Annotated in this window: 19 protein-coding genes; 4 read left to right on the top strand and 15 right to left on the bottom strand. The window is 68.7% G+C overall.

The genetic code is table 11. From position 1 onward, the window contains the following. The first annotated feature begins 423 nt into the window (after positions 1-423). The 3 genes from AAC050_RS01505 (at position 424) to rpoH (ending at position 3,824) form a co-directional block, all read left to right on the top strand. Positions 424-1,596, top strand: coding sequence for a cupin domain-containing protein (locus tag AAC050_RS01505; protein ID WP_339913276.1), 1,173 nt, complete (start codon positions 424-426; stop codon positions 1,594-1,596). 126 nt (positions 1,597-1,722) lie between these two features. Beyond that, complete coding sequence (locus tag AAC050_RS01510; protein WP_339913437.1) at positions 1,723-2,688, top strand: RluA family pseudouridine synthase; 966 nt, start codon at positions 1,723-1,725, stop codon at positions 2,686-2,688. Positions 2,689-2,936: 248 nt separating this feature from the next. Beyond that, the gene (gene rpoH / locus AAC050_RS01515; RefSeq protein ID WP_339913277.1) at positions 2,937-3,824 is read left to right on the top strand and encodes an RNA polymerase sigma factor RpoH; all 888 of its coding nucleotides are present in this window, start codon (positions 2,937-2,939) and stop codon (positions 3,822-3,824) included. Positions 3,825-3,899: 75 nt separating this feature from the next. Here the strand turns inward: rpoH and AAC050_RS01520 are convergent, their stop codons facing one another. From AAC050_RS01520 to AAC050_RS01555, 8 genes are all read right to left on the bottom strand, one after another. Next, positions 3,900-4,685 carry a response regulator gene (locus tag AAC050_RS01520; RefSeq protein WP_339913278.1) on the bottom strand — a complete coding sequence of 262 codons (786 nt, stop codon included), beginning with the start codon at positions 4,683-4,685 and terminating at the stop codon, positions 3,900-3,902. A gap of 96 nt (positions 4,686-4,781) precedes the next feature. Then, positions 4,782-6,074, bottom strand: a complete 1,293-nt coding sequence (locus AAC050_RS01525) for an adenylosuccinate synthase (protein ID WP_339913279.1) — start codon at positions 6,072-6,074, stop codon at positions 4,782-4,784. 86 nt (positions 6,075-6,160) lie between these two features. Next, positions 6,161-7,303 carry a phosphoserine transaminase gene (locus AAC050_RS01530; RefSeq protein ID WP_339913438.1) on the bottom strand — a complete coding sequence of 381 codons (1,143 nt, stop codon included), beginning with the start codon at positions 7,301-7,303 and terminating at the stop codon, positions 6,161-6,163. Between the two features lie 19 nt (positions 7,304-7,322). Next, on the bottom strand, positions 7,323-8,219 hold the full coding sequence (locus tag AAC050_RS01535) for a DnaJ C-terminal domain-containing protein (RefSeq protein ID WP_339913280.1): 897 nt from the start codon (positions 8,217-8,219) through the stop codon (positions 7,323-7,325). 79 nt (positions 8,220-8,298) lie between these two features. Next, positions 8,299-12,030 (bottom strand): glycoside hydrolase/phage tail family protein, encoded by a 3,732-nt coding sequence (locus AAC050_RS01540; protein ID WP_339913281.1) that lies wholly within the window; start codon positions 12,028-12,030, stop codon positions 8,299-8,301. Then, positions 12,031-12,480 (bottom strand): NlpC/P60 family protein, encoded by a 450-nt coding sequence (locus AAC050_RS01545; RefSeq protein WP_339913282.1) that lies wholly within the window; start codon positions 12,478-12,480, stop codon positions 12,031-12,033. Beyond that, positions 12,477-13,130 (bottom strand): DUF2163 domain-containing protein, encoded by a 654-nt coding sequence (locus AAC050_RS01550; protein ID WP_339913283.1) that lies wholly within the window; start codon positions 13,128-13,130, stop codon positions 12,477-12,479. Before AAC050_RS01550 ends, AAC050_RS01545 begins: the two co-directional genes overlap by 4 nt. A 4-nt stretch (positions 13,131-13,134) precedes the next feature. Then, entirely contained in the window at positions 13,135-13,752 is a 618-nt protein-coding gene (locus tag AAC050_RS01555) for a DUF2460 domain-containing protein (protein WP_339913284.1), read from the bottom strand. Between the two features lie 77 nt (positions 13,753-13,829). On the opposite strand from AAC050_RS01555, the gene AAC050_RS01560 reads away from it, so the two are divergent. Further along, complete coding sequence (locus AAC050_RS01560; RefSeq protein WP_339913285.1) at positions 13,830-14,315, top strand: DUF805 domain-containing protein; 486 nt, start codon at positions 13,830-13,832, stop codon at positions 14,313-14,315. A 2-nt stretch (positions 14,316-14,317) separates the two neighbouring features. Here the strand turns inward: AAC050_RS01560 and AAC050_RS01565 are convergent, their stop codons facing one another. Genes AAC050_RS01565 through AAC050_RS01595 form a run of 7 tightly spaced genes read right to left on the bottom strand, consistent with a single transcriptional unit; the run spans position 14,318 to position 16,817 of the window. After that, entirely contained in the window at positions 14,318-14,848 is a 531-nt protein-coding gene (locus AAC050_RS01565; protein ID WP_339913286.1) for a phage tail tape measure protein, read from the bottom strand. Then, entirely contained in the window at positions 14,845-15,102 is a 258-nt protein-coding gene (locus AAC050_RS01570) for a phage tail assembly chaperone (protein WP_339913287.1), read from the bottom strand. Before AAC050_RS01570 ends, AAC050_RS01565 begins: the two co-directional genes overlap by 4 nt. Continuing rightward, positions 15,099-15,410 (bottom strand): GTA-gp10 family protein, encoded by a 312-nt coding sequence (locus tag AAC050_RS01575; protein WP_339913288.1) that lies wholly within the window; start codon positions 15,408-15,410, stop codon positions 15,099-15,101. Before AAC050_RS01575 ends, AAC050_RS01570 begins: the two co-directional genes overlap by 4 nt. After that, positions 15,407-15,817, bottom strand: a complete 411-nt coding sequence (locus AAC050_RS01580; protein WP_339913289.1) for a phage major tail protein, TP901-1 family — start codon at positions 15,815-15,817, stop codon at positions 15,407-15,409. The genes AAC050_RS01575 and AAC050_RS01580 overlap by 4 nt, the downstream gene beginning before the upstream one ends. A 24-nt stretch (positions 15,818-15,841) precedes the next feature. Beyond that, on the bottom strand, positions 15,842-16,249 hold the full coding sequence (locus tag AAC050_RS01585) for a DUF3168 domain-containing protein (RefSeq protein ID WP_339913290.1): 408 nt from the start codon (positions 16,247-16,249) through the stop codon (positions 15,842-15,844). Further along, positions 16,246-16,554 (bottom strand): head-tail adaptor protein, encoded by a 309-nt coding sequence (locus AAC050_RS01590; protein ID WP_339913291.1) that lies wholly within the window; start codon positions 16,552-16,554, stop codon positions 16,246-16,248. Before AAC050_RS01590 ends, AAC050_RS01585 begins: the two co-directional genes overlap by 4 nt. Beyond that, positions 16,551-16,817, bottom strand: coding sequence for a head-tail connector protein (locus AAC050_RS01595; protein ID WP_339913292.1), 267 nt, complete (start codon positions 16,815-16,817; stop codon positions 16,551-16,553). The genes AAC050_RS01590 and AAC050_RS01595 overlap by 4 nt, the downstream gene beginning before the upstream one ends. Positions 16,818-16,988 lie beyond the last annotated feature (171 nt).

Raw genomic sequence — 16,988 nt, forward strand, 5'->3', positions numbered from 1 at the left:
GCCACGGGCGGGGGGCCGCAACAACCGATAGCGACCCTTCGGATCGAGTCGGTAGTGGCCGCAACACGGGCCTCACCGATTCCGACACCCATGACGAGGTCAGCCAGGGTCGAGGCGGGCGGGGGAGGCGCAACAGTGTCACGGATTCCGACACCACGGACACTGCCGGTCAGGGACGTCGCGGCCGACGGACCGGTGTGACCGACTCCGACAGCACCGACAGGTCTGGCCACGGGCGTGGCGGCAGGACTGACGGGACGGACTCCGACAGCAGCGACGAATCCGGTCGCGGCCGGGGCCGTCAAAGCGGCGTAACGGATTCCGACCCCACCGACAGCCCCGGCTCAGGCCACAGCGGGACGGATTCTGATCCCAACGACCGGTCCAGCTCCGGCCGGCGCGGCTAGCGATCGCCGGCTGCGCGTGACACACCCGACGGAGAGCCACCTCACCGAACCCCTGCCCTGGCTGCTTGGCGAAGCTGCGGACGGCTTTTTGGCCGACCTCTACGAACGCGAACCGGTCGTCGTCCATCATGGCGACCCGGACCACTTCCGGACGCTGTTGTCGATCGCCGCGGTAGATCGCAAGATCGCCGAGCTGGACTTGCGCGAAGGCATGCTCAGCATGGTCGACGCGAACCGTTCAGTGGAAGCGTCCGATTTTGTGTCCGACAACGGCGCGATCGACCGGGTGGCGGTAGCTCGTCTCTATCGCCGCGGCGCTACCGTGATCCTGAACCAGCTGCACCAGTCCGACATCGTCCTGGCCGCCTTCTGCCGGGCGGTAGAACGCGTGTTTTCGTGCCACGTCCAGACCAACATCTACCTGACTCCGCCCGGCTCCCAGGGTTTTCAGACCCACTATGACAACCACGACGTCTTCATCCTCCAGGTCGAGGGCGAGAAGACCTGGCGACTCTATGACCGCCCGGTCGAAGCGCCCTATCGAGGCGAACGCTTCAAGGCCGGACGCCACGTCGTCGGCGAGCCCCGGCACAGCTTCGTGCTCAAGGCGGGCGACTGCGCCTATGTCCCGCGCGGCCTGATGCATGATGCTTCGACATCAGGTGACGCCGCATCGCTGCACATCACCTGCGGCCTGCTGGTGCGGACCTGGGCCGAGCTGGTTCTGGAAGCTGTATCGGAGGTTTGTGTTGGCGACCCGACGTTCCGCGAGAGCCTGCCGCCAGGCTTCGCCAACCGCGACTTCGACCGTGCCGAGGCCCGCACCCGGTTCGCCGCCTTGATGACCCGGCTGCCCGAGCGCGCGCGCCTGGACGGTGCGCTGGACCTGCTGACCGACCAGTTCATCCGCGCGCGCGAACCTGATGTCCGCGGAACCATCGTGGAGGGTTCGCAACCGCTGGGCGGCACCTACCAGGCCCGGCCGTCGCTGTGGCGTCTGATTGACGAGGACGGGGGGCTGCGCCTGATCGCGCCCAGTGGCGACCTGACCTTCGCCCGAGCGCCGAGGGTCGTGGTCGAACGTGCGCTGTCCGGTCTGGCCTTCGGCCCCGACGATCTCGGCTATAACGAGGTCGAGGACCTGATCCGCCGGCTCACCGTCAGCGGTCTGATCGAACGCCTTGATTAGGTCGCTTGGCGTCCTGCGTCGCCATGGCCTAAGCATCAGCGGCGTCGCCCCCGACGCCGGATGGACGCCACAGTGACTGAATCGCCCGCAGACTCGCCCGGACCTGACGGCAACGCCGACGGCGATGTGCTGGAGGTCGTCATTACGACAGCCCAGGTCGGTGCCCGTCTTGACAAGGCCCTGGCCGAATCTGCCCCCGAACTGTCACGGGCGCGCATCCAGGCCCTGATTGAGGCCGGGTGCGTCCATCATGGCGACCGCCGCGTAACCAGCGGCTCGGCCAAGGCCATGGCCGGCCTCTACGCCATCGTGGCACCGCCCATCAGCACCGCCGACCCACTACCCGAGGCCATCCCCCTGACCGTCCTGTACGAGGACGCCGATCTGATCGTCATCGACAAACCCGCCGGCATGGCCGCCCATCCGGCACCCGGCAGCGAGACCGGCACCCTCGTAAACGCCTTACTTCACCATTGCGCCACATCCCTGTCCGGCATCGGCGGGGTGGCCCGTCCGGGCATCGTCCACCGGCTCGACAAGCACACATCCGGCGTCATGGTCGCAGCCAAGACCGACCGGGCCCACGCCGGCCTGTCGGCCCTGTTCGCCGCCCATGACATCGAGCGCACCTATATCGCCCTGACGCGTGGGGCCCCCTCGCCCGAATGGGGGCGGATCGAGACCCGCATCGGCCGCTCCTCGGCCGACCGCAAGAAGATGGCCGTGCTCAAGAGTGGCGGGCGCGAGGCCATCACCGACTACCGGGTCCAGGCCCGCTTCGGCGTGCCGGCCAAGGCCGGGGCCGCGCCGATGGCCGCCCGCGTTGCCTGCACCCTGCACACCGGGCGCACCCACCAGATCCGGGTCCATCTGGCGTCCAAGGGCTCGCCCCTGCTGGGTGACCCCGTCTATGGCTCGGGCAGCCCGGCGGCGGTCGTGCGCACCCTGATCGCCGAGGCAGGCCTGACCCGTCAGGCCCTGCACGCCGCCGTGCTGGGCTTCGTCCACCCGGTTACCGGCGAGGCCCTGCGATTCGAAACCGAACCGCCTGCGGACATGCAGCAGCTGGAAGCTGCCCTCGCCGGTCTGTGACGGGATTTTCGCCCGACAGTCAGCCAGTCTGACATGTAAGTATTGAAAAAGGACCCACTCTTCGATATACGTCGCGTCAGACGAACCCGTGGCGCCACGGCCACGCTCGCGAGAGCCTGTGACGATCTGCCCCTAACAATGGCGGAAACCCGTCGCTACTTGTTTCGTTGAGGGGTGAGGAACCGGTGCACGCAAGGTGGCTGGAACCGAAGGACCCGCTCGTATCTGGGTCGGAGGGACCACGAACCATGGCTGCTGTTAAATCTCTCGCGGTGATGTCGCCTGAACAGGGACTGTCGCGATACCTGACTGAAATCCGCAAATTCCCCATGCTGACCAAGGATGAGGAATTCATGCTCGCCAAGCGCTGGAGCGAGCACCAGGACTCCGAGAGCGCCCACCGCCTCGTCACCTCGCACCTGCGTCTCGTGGCCAAGATTGCCATGGGCTATCGCGGCTATGGCCTGCCGATCGGCGAGGTGATCTCCGAGGGCAATGTCGGCCTGATGCAGGCGGTCAAGAAATTCGATCCGGACAAGGGCTTCCGCCTGGCGACCTACGCCATGTGGTGGATTCGCGCCTCGATCCAGGAATATATCCTGCGCAGCTGGTCGCTCGTGAAGATGGGCACCACCGCCGCGCAGAAGAAGCTGTTCTTCAACCTGCGCAAGGCCAAGAGCCAGATCTCGGCCTTCGAGGAAGGCGACCTGCACCCCGAACACCTGTCGGCCATCGCCACCAAGCTGGGCGTGTCCGAGCAAGAGGTCACCAATATGAACCGTCGCCTCAACGGCGACGCCTCGCTGAACGCCCCGCTGCGCTCGGACGGGGAAAGCGAATGGCAGGACTGGCTGGCCGACGACACCGCCGTCTCCCAGGAAACCGCCCTGGCCGAGAGCGAGGAAAAGTCGCTGCGGATGGGTCTGCTGCAGGAAGCCATGGAAGAGCTGACCGACCGCGAAAAGCACATCCTGACCGAGCGCCGCCTCAAGGACGACCCGGTCACCCTCGAGGAACTGGCCGGCCAGTACGGCGTCAGCCGCGAACGGGTGCGCCAGATCGAGGTACGCGCTTTCGAGAAGCTGCAGAAGGCGATGCGGGCCGCGGCGGAAGAACGCAACCTCGTCGATGCCTGATCGCTGACCGGTCTCTGAACATTTCCGGCGTCTGACAACCTGGGTCAGACGCCGGAAAAGATGTCCGGTTTTGTCCTAGCCGGTCTTTTGGAGTGGCTTGGGGTCGGCCAGGGCGAGCAAACCCCTGATCGGCGCGCTCAGACTGGCCCGGGTCGGCGTGGTCCCGGAAAGACAAACCTCAAGCGCTGACGCCGCCACCACCAGGCGCGTGTTGGATATCTTGAGTCCCAGCGCCTTCAGCGTGATCGCCTGTTGTGTCACCGCGCGCACGGCCTGAACCGGATCATTATCGAACTGTGTCAGGGCCGCCGCCAAAATGCGCAGCGCCTGGTCCTTGACCGCGGCGATCTCGGCCGCGGCCCCGACCGGAGCGTCATTCTTGCGCTTCTGGGGGCCGGAATATTCACCGGAGTTGAATCGCCTGCGGTCCGGACCGACGTAGGCAACCCCCTCGACCCAGTCGCGGGGTTTCAACGCGACATTCTCGACCCGTTTGAGCAGATCGGCACTGGTGAACGGCTTGCGCAGGAATTCGTGCACACCGACGTCGCGCGCGCCCTTGATGGAGCTCGCGGTCGCCACAGCGGTCACCATGATCACAGGCGCGCTACGGCAGCCGAGGTGTGATCGTCTGAGCTGGCGAACAAAGGCCTCGCCGTCCAGCCCGGGGCCTACATGTTCGGTAAAGACGATCCCGGGTTCCAGGTCGGCCGCCCGGATCATGGCCTTGGCAGCGGTTTGCTCGACATAGATGTTTCGCGCACCCAGACCTTTCATCAGATCGCTCAAAAGCCGTGCCGCCTGCATATTGGGCTCGACGATCAGGGTGCGTCCGACGGTCGGGGCCAGCCGGGCGAGCATGCGATTATCAACTGCGAACACAAGGCACCCCCCAAAACTATGCCTGTCATACAGCCCGCCGGTTAAGAGCTCTTGAACGACACCCCAGGGACAATCTCACCCCTGAAAGGGATCGTGCATCAATATGGTGTCGTCCCGCTCGGGACTGGTCGACAGCAGCGCCACCGGAGCCGCGATCAATTCCTCGATCCGGCGTACATATTTGATCGCATTGGCCGGCAGGTCCTTCCACGAACGCGCGCCCTGGGTGCTCTCGGACCAGCCCTCGATGGTTTCATAGATCGGCTCGGCCGCCGCCTGGTCCTTCATGCCCGCCGGCAGATAGTCCAGCACCCGCTCGCCGATGCGATAGCCGGTGCAGATCTTCAGCTCGTCGAACCCGTCCAGCACATCCAGCTTGGTCAGGGCGATCCCGTGAATGCCGTTGATGGCGATCGACTGCCGCACCAGCACCGCATCGAACCAGCCGCAGCGCCGTGCCCGGCCGGTGACCGTGCCGAATTCGCGTCCGCGTTCGGCGATACGCTTGCCGTTATCGTCGAACAGTTCCGTCGGAAACGGCCCTTCTCCGACCCGGGTCGTGTAGGCTTTTACGATACCCAGTACATAGCCGACCGACCGCGGCCCCAGCCCGGATCCCGCCGCCGCCTGACCCGCCACCGTGTTGGACGAGGTCACATAGGGATAGGTCCCGTGATCGACGTCGAGCAGCGAACCCTGGGCCCCCTCGAACAGGATGCGTTTGCCGTCACGATAGGCTTGGTCGAGCATCCGCCACACCGGCTGGCTGGCGAAGGGCAGCACCTTGGGCGCGATTTCCAGCAGGGCGGTCTTCAGCCCGGCGACATCGACCTCGGCCAGACCCAGCCCCTTCCTCAGGGCGTTATGATGCGCCAGCAACCGCTCGATCTTGGCGTCCAGCGCCTCGGGATCGGCCAGATCCCCGACGCGGATCGCCCGCCGCCCCGCCTTGTCCTCATAGGCCGGACCGATACCGCGTCCGGTGGTGCCGATCTTGGTCTTGCCGGCCTGGGCCTCGCGCGCCTGGTCCAGGTCGCGATGCAGCGGCAGGATCAGACAGGCATTATCGGCCAGGGTCAGAAGATCCGGCGTGATCGTAATGCCTTGCGCCTCGATGCGACCGATCTCGTCCATCAGGGCCCAGGGGTCGACCACAACGCCATTGCCGATCACCGATGGCTTGCCCTGCACCACCCCGGACGGCAGCAGGCTCAGCTTGTAGGTGGTGTTTCCGACGACCAGCGTGTGGCCGGCGTTGTGCCCGCCCTGGAACCGGACCACGACGTCAGCCCGGTTTGATAACCAGTCGACAATCTTGCCCTTGCCCTCGTCGCCCCACTGGGCACCGACTACTGCGACATTTGCCAAGATTGTTCTCCGCGGCCCGGGGTTGGGGAATGCGGGCGCAGCCTATAGCCGGGGAATCGCCGGATGTCGTCCCATTGGACGAATTCTCATGCACCCAGTTCAGCGATTGCGCTCTCGAAAGCCCAATCCAGCCACGGCGTCATCGCCACAATATCCGCCGTCTCGACAGTACAGCCACACCAGACTCGCAGCCCCGCAGGCGCATTGCGATGGGATTCCACGTCAAACGCTGCCCCCTCGCCTTCCAGCAAGGCCTTCATCCGCTTGACGAAGGCCTGCCGACCCGCCTCGTCCAAAGCCACGACCCGGTCATCGACGATTTTCAGACAGACCGAGGTCGTCGACCGGCTCGCCGGGTCCCCGGCCAGAAAATCGATCCACTGCGTGCGCTCGACCCAGGAGCCCAGCGCCGCCGCATTGGTCCCGGTCCGGGCAATCAGGGCGTCCAGCCCGCCAATTGCCTGTGCCCATTCCAGGCCGTCGATCCAGTCCTCGAGTGTCCAGACCGAATAGGTGTTGATCATCGATCCCGAGGCCAGCGCCCGGTCGAAACCCTTGCCGTCACGCAGTCGCAAGACCTTGGGCACCGCCCGCGGCGGCTCATAGGCATCCAGTCTTGCCACGGCCCGGGGCGACAGGGCCACCACGCCGATTCCGGCCTCACCGCCCAGCGCCTTCTGGAACGAGAAGGTCACCACATCCAGCCGCGCCCACGGCAAGGGCATGGCGAATGCCGCCGAGGTGGCGTCACAGATGGCCAGCCCCTCCCGGTCCGCAGCGATGAAGTCCGCATTCGGCATGCACACGCCCGAGGTCGTGCCGTTCCACGGAAACACCAGATCCTTGTCCGGATCGACGCGCGACAGGTCGGGCAATTCGCCCCATGGAGCCGTCAGCACCTCCGGCTCCAGCTTCAGGTGATCGCGCACGTCGATCGCCCACTGCTGGCCGAAATTCTCGAAGGCCAGCACCTGCACCGGCCGCTGCCCTAACATCGACCACAGGGCCGCCTCGACCGCGCCCGTGTCCGAACCGGGTGTATAGACCAGCACCCAGTCCTCCGGGACCTCCAGCACCTGCCGCGTGAGTCTCAGCCCGTGGGCAAAGCGTTCGACCACCTCGGGCGCGCGAATCCCCCGCCCCAGCAGGGCGTGGGACAGCCCCTGTGACGACCAGCCGGGCCTCTTGGCAGTGGGTCCGGCCGAGAACCACGGCCGTTCAGGCTTCATCGTCGGCCAGGTCACCACCCTATTTCCCCGGCCGGTACGGACGCTTGTTGCGCCAGTCGGTGGCGAATTTGACGAGGGCGTCGTCCGGCTGGTCCGGCAGCGTCACGACCAGCCGGGCCAGAAGGTCGCCACGCTTGCCGGCGGCATAGGCACCCCGCCCCTTCAGGCGCAGCACCTGTCCCGAGTTCGAGCCCTTGGGAATGGTCATGCTGACCGTACCCTCCGGGGTCCGGACCGGGATCTTTCCACCCAGCACCGCATCGGGGACCGACACCGGCAAGTCCATGGTCAGGTCACCGCCGTCGCGACTGTACAGCGCATGAGGCGCGATCTTCAGCTCGATCAGGGCGTCGCCCGCAGGGCCACCCCGTCCCGGAGCCCCCTGTCCGCGTAGGCGGATCATCTGGGCGTCGGCCGCCCCCTTGGGAATGGCCACATCCAGTGTGCGTCCGTCCGAAAACTGGATGCGGCGCGTCGTACCGGCGATCGAATCCTCCAGGCTGATTTCCAGCGTGGCGCGGATGTCCTGCCCGCGTGTCGGTCCCGGACGTTCGCCCTGACGGCCCGCGCTGCCGCCGAACATGCCAAACAACTCATCCAGATCGATATTCTCGAAACCGGGCCGTCCGCCCCCGGGAGCGCCAGCTCCGCCACGCGCACCGGCGAAACCGCCACCGCCGCGAAATTGTTCGCGTCCGTCGGCGTCGATTTCGCCACGATCGTATTTGGCCCGCTTCTCGGCGTCACCCAGCAGGTCAAAGGCCGCGGTAATCCGCTTGAACCGTTCGTCCGCAGTCGTGTTGCCCGGATTCTTGTCGGGATGGAGTTCCTTGGCGAGCTTGCGGAAAGCTTTCTTGATCTCGTCCGCGCTCGCGCCCCTGGATACGCCAAGTTCCTTGTAGGGATCGCCAGCCACGTTCGCTCTTCGCTCCATCCGGTTGCAGTGCGTCAGTTAAGCCATGCACCCGGTCGCGCAAAGGGGGGATGCGAATCCGTCACGCTACACCGATCGAAACGACGGCTTCGGTTCCCCAGCCGAATCCCGGGTTCCACTGGCACACGGCTACCTCGGCCCCGGCTCCGGGACCTTCGGGAAAATCCTCCGCCAACGCCGCCGCCGGATAGACTGTCTCCGTTCCCGCCGTCTCGATCACCCGCCGCTCAATCCCGACCTCCAGTACCCGCAGCCGGTACAAGGCCGCATCGACCGACACCGGTTCCCCGTCCCAGCGGTCGCCGTACAGCCGCACCCGCGGGACCCAGTCGATTTTCAGCCCGCCCGCGCCGTCCGGCTCCACTCGCAGATGAGCCGGGCTCCAGGGGCGGTCGATCAGACCATCAAAGGTGAAATCCACCGCGCTGAACCCCACCCTGCCCGGCGGCATGCTCGCCGGTCCGGCCCGACAGCGTAGCGCCAGTCCCCGCTCCGCCGGTCCGACCTCGGCCCGCCCCGGCGCGTCGTCGAGAAACACCACCACAGACCCGATCCCGGCTCCGGCGGACATTTCCCGTTCCGTGCCCTGCTGCCCCCGCAACAACCCGTCCAGCCGCCAGACATCGCCCTCGACAAGGGTGGCGCTGCGAAATTGGACCAGTTCCCACCCGCCCCCCGCCTCGACTGCCACCAGATTGCCGCCGGCCAGCACCGCCGCCGCCGTCCGGCTCATCGGGGCCCGTCCCTCGACCCGGAGCGTCAAGGCATGAACCGTATCCCAGCGATGGCGAACCCCCGGCTCCAGGGACTCGACCAACGCCCCGACCGTGGCCGGTCTGTCGATCATCGCTCTTTGGGTCAGGGCTTCAATCGACGCTCCGGCATGCACGGCCATCGTTCGCCAGGGATCGGCCGCCACCACCGCCACTGGCCGCCCGTCGGACTCCTGTCCCGGCAGGGCCGGCAGATCCAGCATCCGCAACAGCGGCGCACCGGCCACCACCGCGGCGTCCCCCGTCCGCACGGCCCCGTCGCCGGCACCATCGTCAGGGCTACGGTAGCGCCGCACCTCCACCACCGGGCTTTCGTCCAGGGTCGCCCGGACGACCCGCCACAGACCCGGCACTCCCGCCAGGCTGACCCCGTCGCCCGGTTCCAGCTGTAGCGCCGCCAACGGCCCCGGGTTGAGCGTCAGGGCCTCGATCTCGTCCCCACCGATCAGCCGTCCGGCCGTGGCCCGCGCCAGCCCCGTGCCGCAGACGGCGGGCAGGTCCAGGTCTACCGCCCCGTCGTCACCGTCCGAACGCACAGTCACCGATCCGGTCTGATAATCGCTGTCGGCGTCGATGAACCGCACCCGCGCCGTACCCGGTCGCGGCTCCAGATCCCGACTGGCGGCCCAGCTCGCCCCTTCCTCGCCCAGCGCCAGCGCCGACGGGTCCAGCGGCAGGATGCTCTCAGGAGCCCCCAGGATCGCGATCCGCCCGCCGCGCTCGGCGGCGATTACGTCCAGACCCGCCAGCAGGGGTTCCAGCGCGTCCCGCGTCCGCATCGGTCGGTCGATGACATAGCCCGCCACCGTTCCCGGCACCGGCCCGACCGTGAAGTCATCCCCGGCCACCCCGGTCCGCTTCAGAATGGCGGCCAGCAGATCAGTCGTATCTCCGCCCATCCGGCCGTTCAGCCAGTGCCCGGCCCGCCAGGCGGTGGCGTCGGCCCAGCGCTCCAGCCGGGCCGGAAAGTCAGGCCAGGGCCGCGCGTCCCAGCACCAGACGTCAGCCCCCTCCAGCATCGGCCCGCCATAGACCGCCGAGACCGGATTGTGCGCGGGTTCATCGAAATGCTGCAGCACCGCCTCCAGCGCCCGCCGCTGCATCCGGTCATCACGGCCCCCGGTCGAAGACGGTGGCAGACTGTTCTCCGCGCTCTTGGGGTCCTGAAACAGGTTCGGCGCATTACCGCCCCGATCCACCGCCGCACAGCCGAACTCGGTCAGACGGATCGGCTTCATCCCCGGCACCCAGGCCGTCGGGGTTTGTGCCCGCACCCCGCCCGGCCGGTCGTGGTGGACATTCGACCACCAGCCGGTCAGGTCCTTGGGCCGGAACACCCAGTCCTCGCCATGGGCGGTATCGACAATCGCAGTACGCAGCTGCGCCACCCGGTCCGCTGCATCCGCATAGAACCAGTCGAAGCCCTCGCCCCCGGCGACCTGACCGGCCAGATAGGTCGGGTCGTCCGGCCCCGGATGGTTCGCCGCATCGACCCCGCCATCCCCGTCACGCCAGTCCCCCAGCGGCGGGTACCAGTCGATGCCGACGTAATCGACATCGACGTCGGCCCACAGCGGATCGAGGTGAAAGATCACGTCATCGCCGTCGTGATGGCCGAAATACTCCGACCAGTCGGCGGCATAGGACAGGCTCACTCCCGGCCCGGTCACAGCCCGGCACTCGGCCGCCAGGGTCCGCAGCTGCGCCACCGCCGGATACCCACCGTCCACGTCCCGCGTCCAGGTCAGCCCCCGCATCTCCGAGCCGATCAACAGGCCGTCCGCCCCGGTCCCGGCCGCCAGTCCGGCATAGTGCAGCGCCAGCCGCCGCAGGCCCCAGCCACCGGTTGTCCCGAACAGGCTCGCCACCTCGGCTGTCGCCCCGGCCCCGTCCTCGCCGCGGATCCGCCCGCGCCACGGATAGGCCGCCTGCCGCGCCCCGTCATAGGGGTCCGGCAGGGCATTGTCGGCCGGTATGTCCATAAAGACGAAGGGGTACAGGGTCACCGCCAGCCCGCGCGCCTTCAGCGCCGCCACCGCCTGCCGCACCGTCTCGTCCGATGGTGTCCCGCCATAGGCCGGCCCCCCACCCACCTGCGAGATCAGATGCGCCCCGCCCCGATCCAGACCCGCCACCGACCAGTCGAACGGTTCAGTCGGCTTGTCGCGTCGCTCGACCCCCGGCCGGATGACACACGACCCGGCGCGCAGGTCGTCGCCGAACCAGCCGATCACCAGACTGACCCGCTTCAGGTTCGGGCACTGCACCAGCAACTGGTCCAGCGATACCTCCAGGTCCGGCCGCCCCTGACCATTGCTGACGTTCTCGGCCACCGTCCGGGTCAGGCCCTCACGCCGCAGCACCGCCTCGGTGGCCAGCACGAACTCCCCGGCCCCGGGGATCAGGCACACACCCTCCAGCCGGTCCTCCAGTCGCGGTTCGCCGCCCCGCGCCCGGCGGAACACCTCGAAGGCCAGCTGCGGCGGCCGGTCGCCATAGGGCGTCAGCGGCAGGTCCTCGAACAACACATAGGCCGTACCGCGACAGGCCGGGGCCGTCCCCTCCACCGCCTCGATCAGCGGGTCCGGCATCTGGTCTTCGGTGCCGCGATAAACCCGCATCGTCACCCCGGCCAGGTCCATCGGCCGGCCGTCAGCCCAGACCCGGCCGACCCCGTCGATCGGCCCCTCACACAGGGCCACGGCGAAGCTCAGCGCATAGTCGTAATCGACCGTCCGCGGCCCGCCCTTGCCGCCCGAATGCGTGGTGCGGCTTTCCAGAAACCGCGCCGCCCAGATCACCTGACCCGTCACCCGTGCCCGCCCGAACACACAGGCCATCGGCGCACCGTCGGCCGACGACTGGATCTTCAGCGACTCCAGCCGCGGTCCCCGCTGCCGCGCCGGCGACAGCGAGGCGACCAGACCGCGATCGGCCATCCCGCCCAGGGCCGCCCCGATCGTCTGGCCGACGCCACCGCCGACCGCCGCGCCGATCCCGCCCAGCACCACCTGCGCCATTCAGCTGCCTCCGTCCGTCACGCCTGGCCAGGTGAAGGCCGCAACCAGCCGCCGTCGCCACCAGCTTCCCATCCAGCTCTCGACCACCGACCGGCCCCAATAGGCGTGAATCATCCGCCACTCGGCCCCCGCGTCCTCGCTCAGCACCGCACAGTGTTTGGCCGGGGCCCCGGCGCTCATCCGGAACAGCAGCACATCCCCCGGCTCCGCCTGCCCCGCCGGAATCTCGATCAGCCGGCGCCGCGCCGCCGCCAGCAGGGTCTCCTCCCCCCCGACCTCGGCCCAGTCGGCGCTGTAGGGCGGGGCCGCTTCCGGCTCCGTCCCGTACAGTTCGCGCCAGACGCCGCGCACCAGCCCCAGACAGTCCGCCCCCTCGCCCTTCACACTGGCCTGATGCCGGTAGGGCGTGCCCAGCCAGCTGCGCGCCGCCTCCAGCGCCGCCGCCCTCATCGCCGACTCCCGCCGTCATGGCGTCCACCCCCGACCGGATGGGCCGTCAGGAAGTCGTCGCCGGGAATGTCGGGAAAGCCCTGGAAATTGAGCCCATTGCCGAACACCCCGGTACAGGTCGCCCAGCGTTTGTCGCAGCCCTGCCCGGGAAAGGCCGTCGTATCGACCCGACACCGCCCGTCGCCCAGAACCGCATCACAGTCGCGGCCATAGGTCCGCCCGACCACCCGTTCCAGCGCCGCCAGCGGCCCCTCCATCTCGGCGACGAGCCCCTCACCCTCCCGCCGCAGCCGGGTCAGGGTCGCGGTCCACAGCCGCACCGCCAGCGTCGGCTCGCGCCAGTCGACCCGCCACAGCGCCACCCGGGCCCCGTCATAGCGGCCGGCGCGGATATCGGCCTCGGTCAGGGCGTCATCGTCCAGTCCGCCGCTGGCGACGAAGCTTCCCGCCGTCGACCCGACGGCACTCTCGCCCGCACCCGCCATCCAGCCGCTTGCCGCCCGGCACACCACCCCGTCCACGGTCAGATCGCGGTCGTGATCGGTGAACCCCGTCACCACCCCGTCGCGCCGCGTCAGTCGCCAGACATGGCACAGGGTCGCCGTCCCGCTCTCGATACGGGCCGCCATCTCCTCCGGTATGTCGCGCATGGGTTCAGACCCTGATCTCGACCAGCGGCATGGCCACCATCCGGCCCGCGCCGAAGGTCTCCAGCGTCACCTCGATCCGGTCGGCGTCGAACCGCACCGGCGTGTCGAAGACGAAGCCCGCCGTCACTTCGGCTCCGGTGACCGGCGGCACCGCCAGGGTCACATCCCCAGTCGTCGCCTCGACACTGAATGCTGTCCCGTCCAGCTCGGCACCATCCACTGCCACCCGAACCGATCCCGCCACCGGCTTGGTGATGTCCCGCATCTGGTCGCCATAGGCCTTGCCCAGCGCAAACACCGTCGCCACGCCGTCGCCGGTCCCCAGAATCTGGTCTGTCGCCGTCACCACCGCCCCGGGCGAGCTGGATTTGAAATCGGCGAAATCGCGAAACCGGAACCCGTACAGCCGCCCCCGCCGCGCCTCGAAGAAGGCGGTCAGGGTCGCCATGTCGTCCAGCGACCGCAGGTTCGCCCCGATCAGATAGCGCCGCCGCCCCTGGGCCCAGGGCGTCGACCGCCGCTCGAAGCCCGAGCCCAGCGTCACCACCTCGGTGCGCCGCTCCACACCCCCGGTCGAACCGAAGGCCAGCCGCGCCGGCAGGCTCACCTCATGAAAGGCCATATGTGAGCTCCTTTTAACTTGTTCGGGGAGCAATGTTCGATCAACGTCAGCCCCCTGATCGCGCAGGAGGGCGAGCAATGACCACCGACATGTCCACCCAGGTTCCGGGCTTCGACTGGAAGACCCTGCTGTTTTCGTTTGAGGGCCGCATCCGGCGCTCGCATTTCTGGATCGGCTGGCTGATCCTGCTCGGCGTCAGCGTCGTCGCCGGCTGGATTCCGATTCTCGGCGGCCTGATCGCCCTCGTCCTGATCTGGCCCAATCTCGCCATCGCCGTGAAGCGGCTGCACGACATGGGTCAGACCGGCTGGCTGGTGGCCATCCCGTGGGTCGTGACTATCGTCGCCCTGGTCGTCGGTATCGGTACAATCGGCTTTTCGGCCATCACCAATGCCACGGCCCTCGACAATGAAGACCCCGCCGCCATCTTTGCCCTGCTCGCTCCGGCGATGGGCATGATGGCCGTGATCTGCCTGGTCAATCTCGGTTTCCTGCTGTGGATCGGCCTCAGTTCCGGCACCACCGGTGACAACCGCTTCGGTCCCGATCCCAAGGCCCTGTAATTCTAGAGCCGGCGCGCGCCCAGCGATACGGCGCGCGCCAGCATCCGGGCGATCTGGGCCTCGGACCGCAGCAGGGCCGGGGCGCCGCCGTCGACGCTGACGTTGATCGTCACCCCCGGTCCGGTCACGGGCTCGATGGTCCCGCCGCCGTCCGGACGGAACACCTCCGGCCCGCGCTCTCCGACCAGATAGGCCGCCCCCGCCGATACCGGCCCGCCCTCAGCCCGCGTACCGCCGAACAGCCCGCCCAGCGCCGCCGCCAGGGCCGCGCCCAGCCCGCCGCCTTTCGCGTTTCCGGCCCCGGAATTGACCGCCGCCAGCACCGCCCGTGCCAGTTCAGCCAGGCTGATCTCCCCGTCCGCCGCCGCCCGCGCCAGCGACCGGGCCAGACTCTCGCCGGCCCGGTCGAACGCCTCGCCGATCGCCCCCGCCGCCCGCTCCGCCGGTTCCCGCAACGACTCCAGCGCCGCCGCCGCCTCCGCCGCCCGCTCCGGCACAGTGCCGAGTCCGTCGGTTTCAAACCCTTCGGTCATGTCTCCTCCCCGTCGCGCAGCGAGGGGGAGGGGGACCACGAAGCGGTGGAGGGGTACGCCCCCTCACAGACCTCATCCGGCCACGCCGCCATCATCCGCTCGAACCCATCCCGCCCCATCGGCACCGGCCCTGCCGGTCGCTCCGTCAGCATCCGCCACTCCTTCAGCGACAGCCGCCAGAAGGCCGCGGGCGTCACCCCGGCCCGCGCCGCCACCCGCAGCATCTCGCCCCACGGCGTCATGCCACTCGTCATCCTCCGGCTTGACCGGAGGAGGCCGCAAAGGCCCGGGCCACCGCCTCGGCCGCCTCGCGCGGATCCACCGTCGCCCGCGCCAGTTCGTCAGCCAGCGCACCCTCACCGCCCCCGCGCAACAGGGCCGCCAGCACGATCATCAGATCCCCCGCCGACAGTGCGCGCATCCGCGCGCTCAGCGCCGCGATCCCGGCCACTTCCAGTCCAGTCTCGATCTCGGCCAGCGCCCCCAGCGTCAGACACAACCGCCGCTCCGCTCCGGCCAGGGTCGCCGTCACCTCGCCGCGCGCACCGTTGGCCCCGGTCACAGCGCCGTAAACCCGATCTCGCCCGCACTCGCCAGGCTGATGGCGAAGCTCGCTTCGCCCTCATGCTCCCCGGCATATTCCAGCGCCGCCACCAGGAACGGCCCTTCCAGCACCCCGAAATCGGGCACGATCAGCTGCCAGCCCGGTGCCGTCTGGGCGAAGAAGGCCTCGCGGATCAGGGCGTCCGAGGCGGCGTCACGAAACACCCCCTGGCCGCTCACCGCCGCCGACCTCACGCCCGCCCCGGCCAGCAGTTCGCGCCAGCGCCCGGCGCTGTCACCGTCGGTCGCATCGACCGTCCGCGCGTTCAGCGAGATCGTCCGCGCCCGCAGTCCGGCGACGGTGACGAACACCCCCGGCCCGTCCTCGATCTTCAGCAAGATGTCCTTCCCGCGTTGTGCGGCCATGTCCGTGCTCCCTTCCCTGTCGCCTCAGCCGGCAATGTCTTCGGTCACCGCCCGCACCCGGATCACCGCCCAGGTCCGGGCCCCGTCGCCGCCACGGAACACATCGGCCAGGGTCACCCCCAGCGACACCGTGCGGATCCCGCCGCTCTCCAGCGCCGCGCCCTCCAGCCGCGCCCGCACCGCCGCCACGATGGCCCGCACCTCCTCGGTGCCTTGAAAGCGCGAGATGACAGTCAGCGACAACCGGTGCTCGATGCCACAGCCCTCGGCCGCCACCGGACGACTGGCACTGCGACCGATCAGCAGGTGCGGAAACCCGGCGTCGCGCGGCGGTGCGTCCCACACCCGTCCGTTCAGCAGGGCTGACAGGGTGGCGTCGGCCGTCAGATGAGCGATCAACGCCGCCTGCAGCGCGCTCTCATGATCGCTCATGGCCGCCGCTCCAGATCCGCTCGCACCCGCCCCGGCCGCTCGGCATCAACCTCGACCGCGACCACGGTCCAGTCGTCACCGTCGAAGCGCAGCACCCGGCCCGCGACCAGACGCGGATCGGCCCGGGTCTCGACCCGCATGGTCTCGATCATCCGCGTCACCCCGGCCTCGGTCCGCTCGCGTCGCCGTCGCGATCCGGCCTTCAGCCAGACCCAGCCCAGTGGCTCGAAACTGACCGCCTGCCCGCCCTGGGGCGTCTGCGTCTCCGTCGCCGCCAGCAACTCGGCCAGCCGCCGCCCGCTCACAGCCGCACCGCGCGATAGGGGGCGATCCAGGCCACCACCGGGCCGATCGGCATCTCCCGCTCACCCCGCTCATAGGCCCGCAGCACCAGCATCAGCACCGCCAGCCGCAGCGGAGCCGCTGACGTCGCGTCCAGCGCCGCCCCGACCTCCCCCTCAACCCGCGCCTGCGCCGCATCGATCAGGGTCTGGATCAGCCCGTCCTCGGCGTCATGCTCGACGCGCAGGAACAGTTTCGCCTCGGTGAGGCTCACCGGTGCAGTCATGGGAATTCTCCGTATCTCCTTGTCCTTCTCCCCTTGCGGGAGAAGGTGGCCCGCGAAGCGGGTCGGATGAGGGGTCAAACCGACCGATCGTCAGGCGTCTGTTCGACCCCTCACCCGCCCGCGCCAGGACGACCGCTGTCGCGGTCGTGCGCGGTCTCCCTCTCCCGCAAG

The sequence above is a fragment of the uncultured Brevundimonas sp. genome (assembly GCF_963974615.1).
Taxonomy (GTDB): Bacteria; Pseudomonadota; Alphaproteobacteria; order Caulobacterales; family Caulobacteraceae; genus Brevundimonas.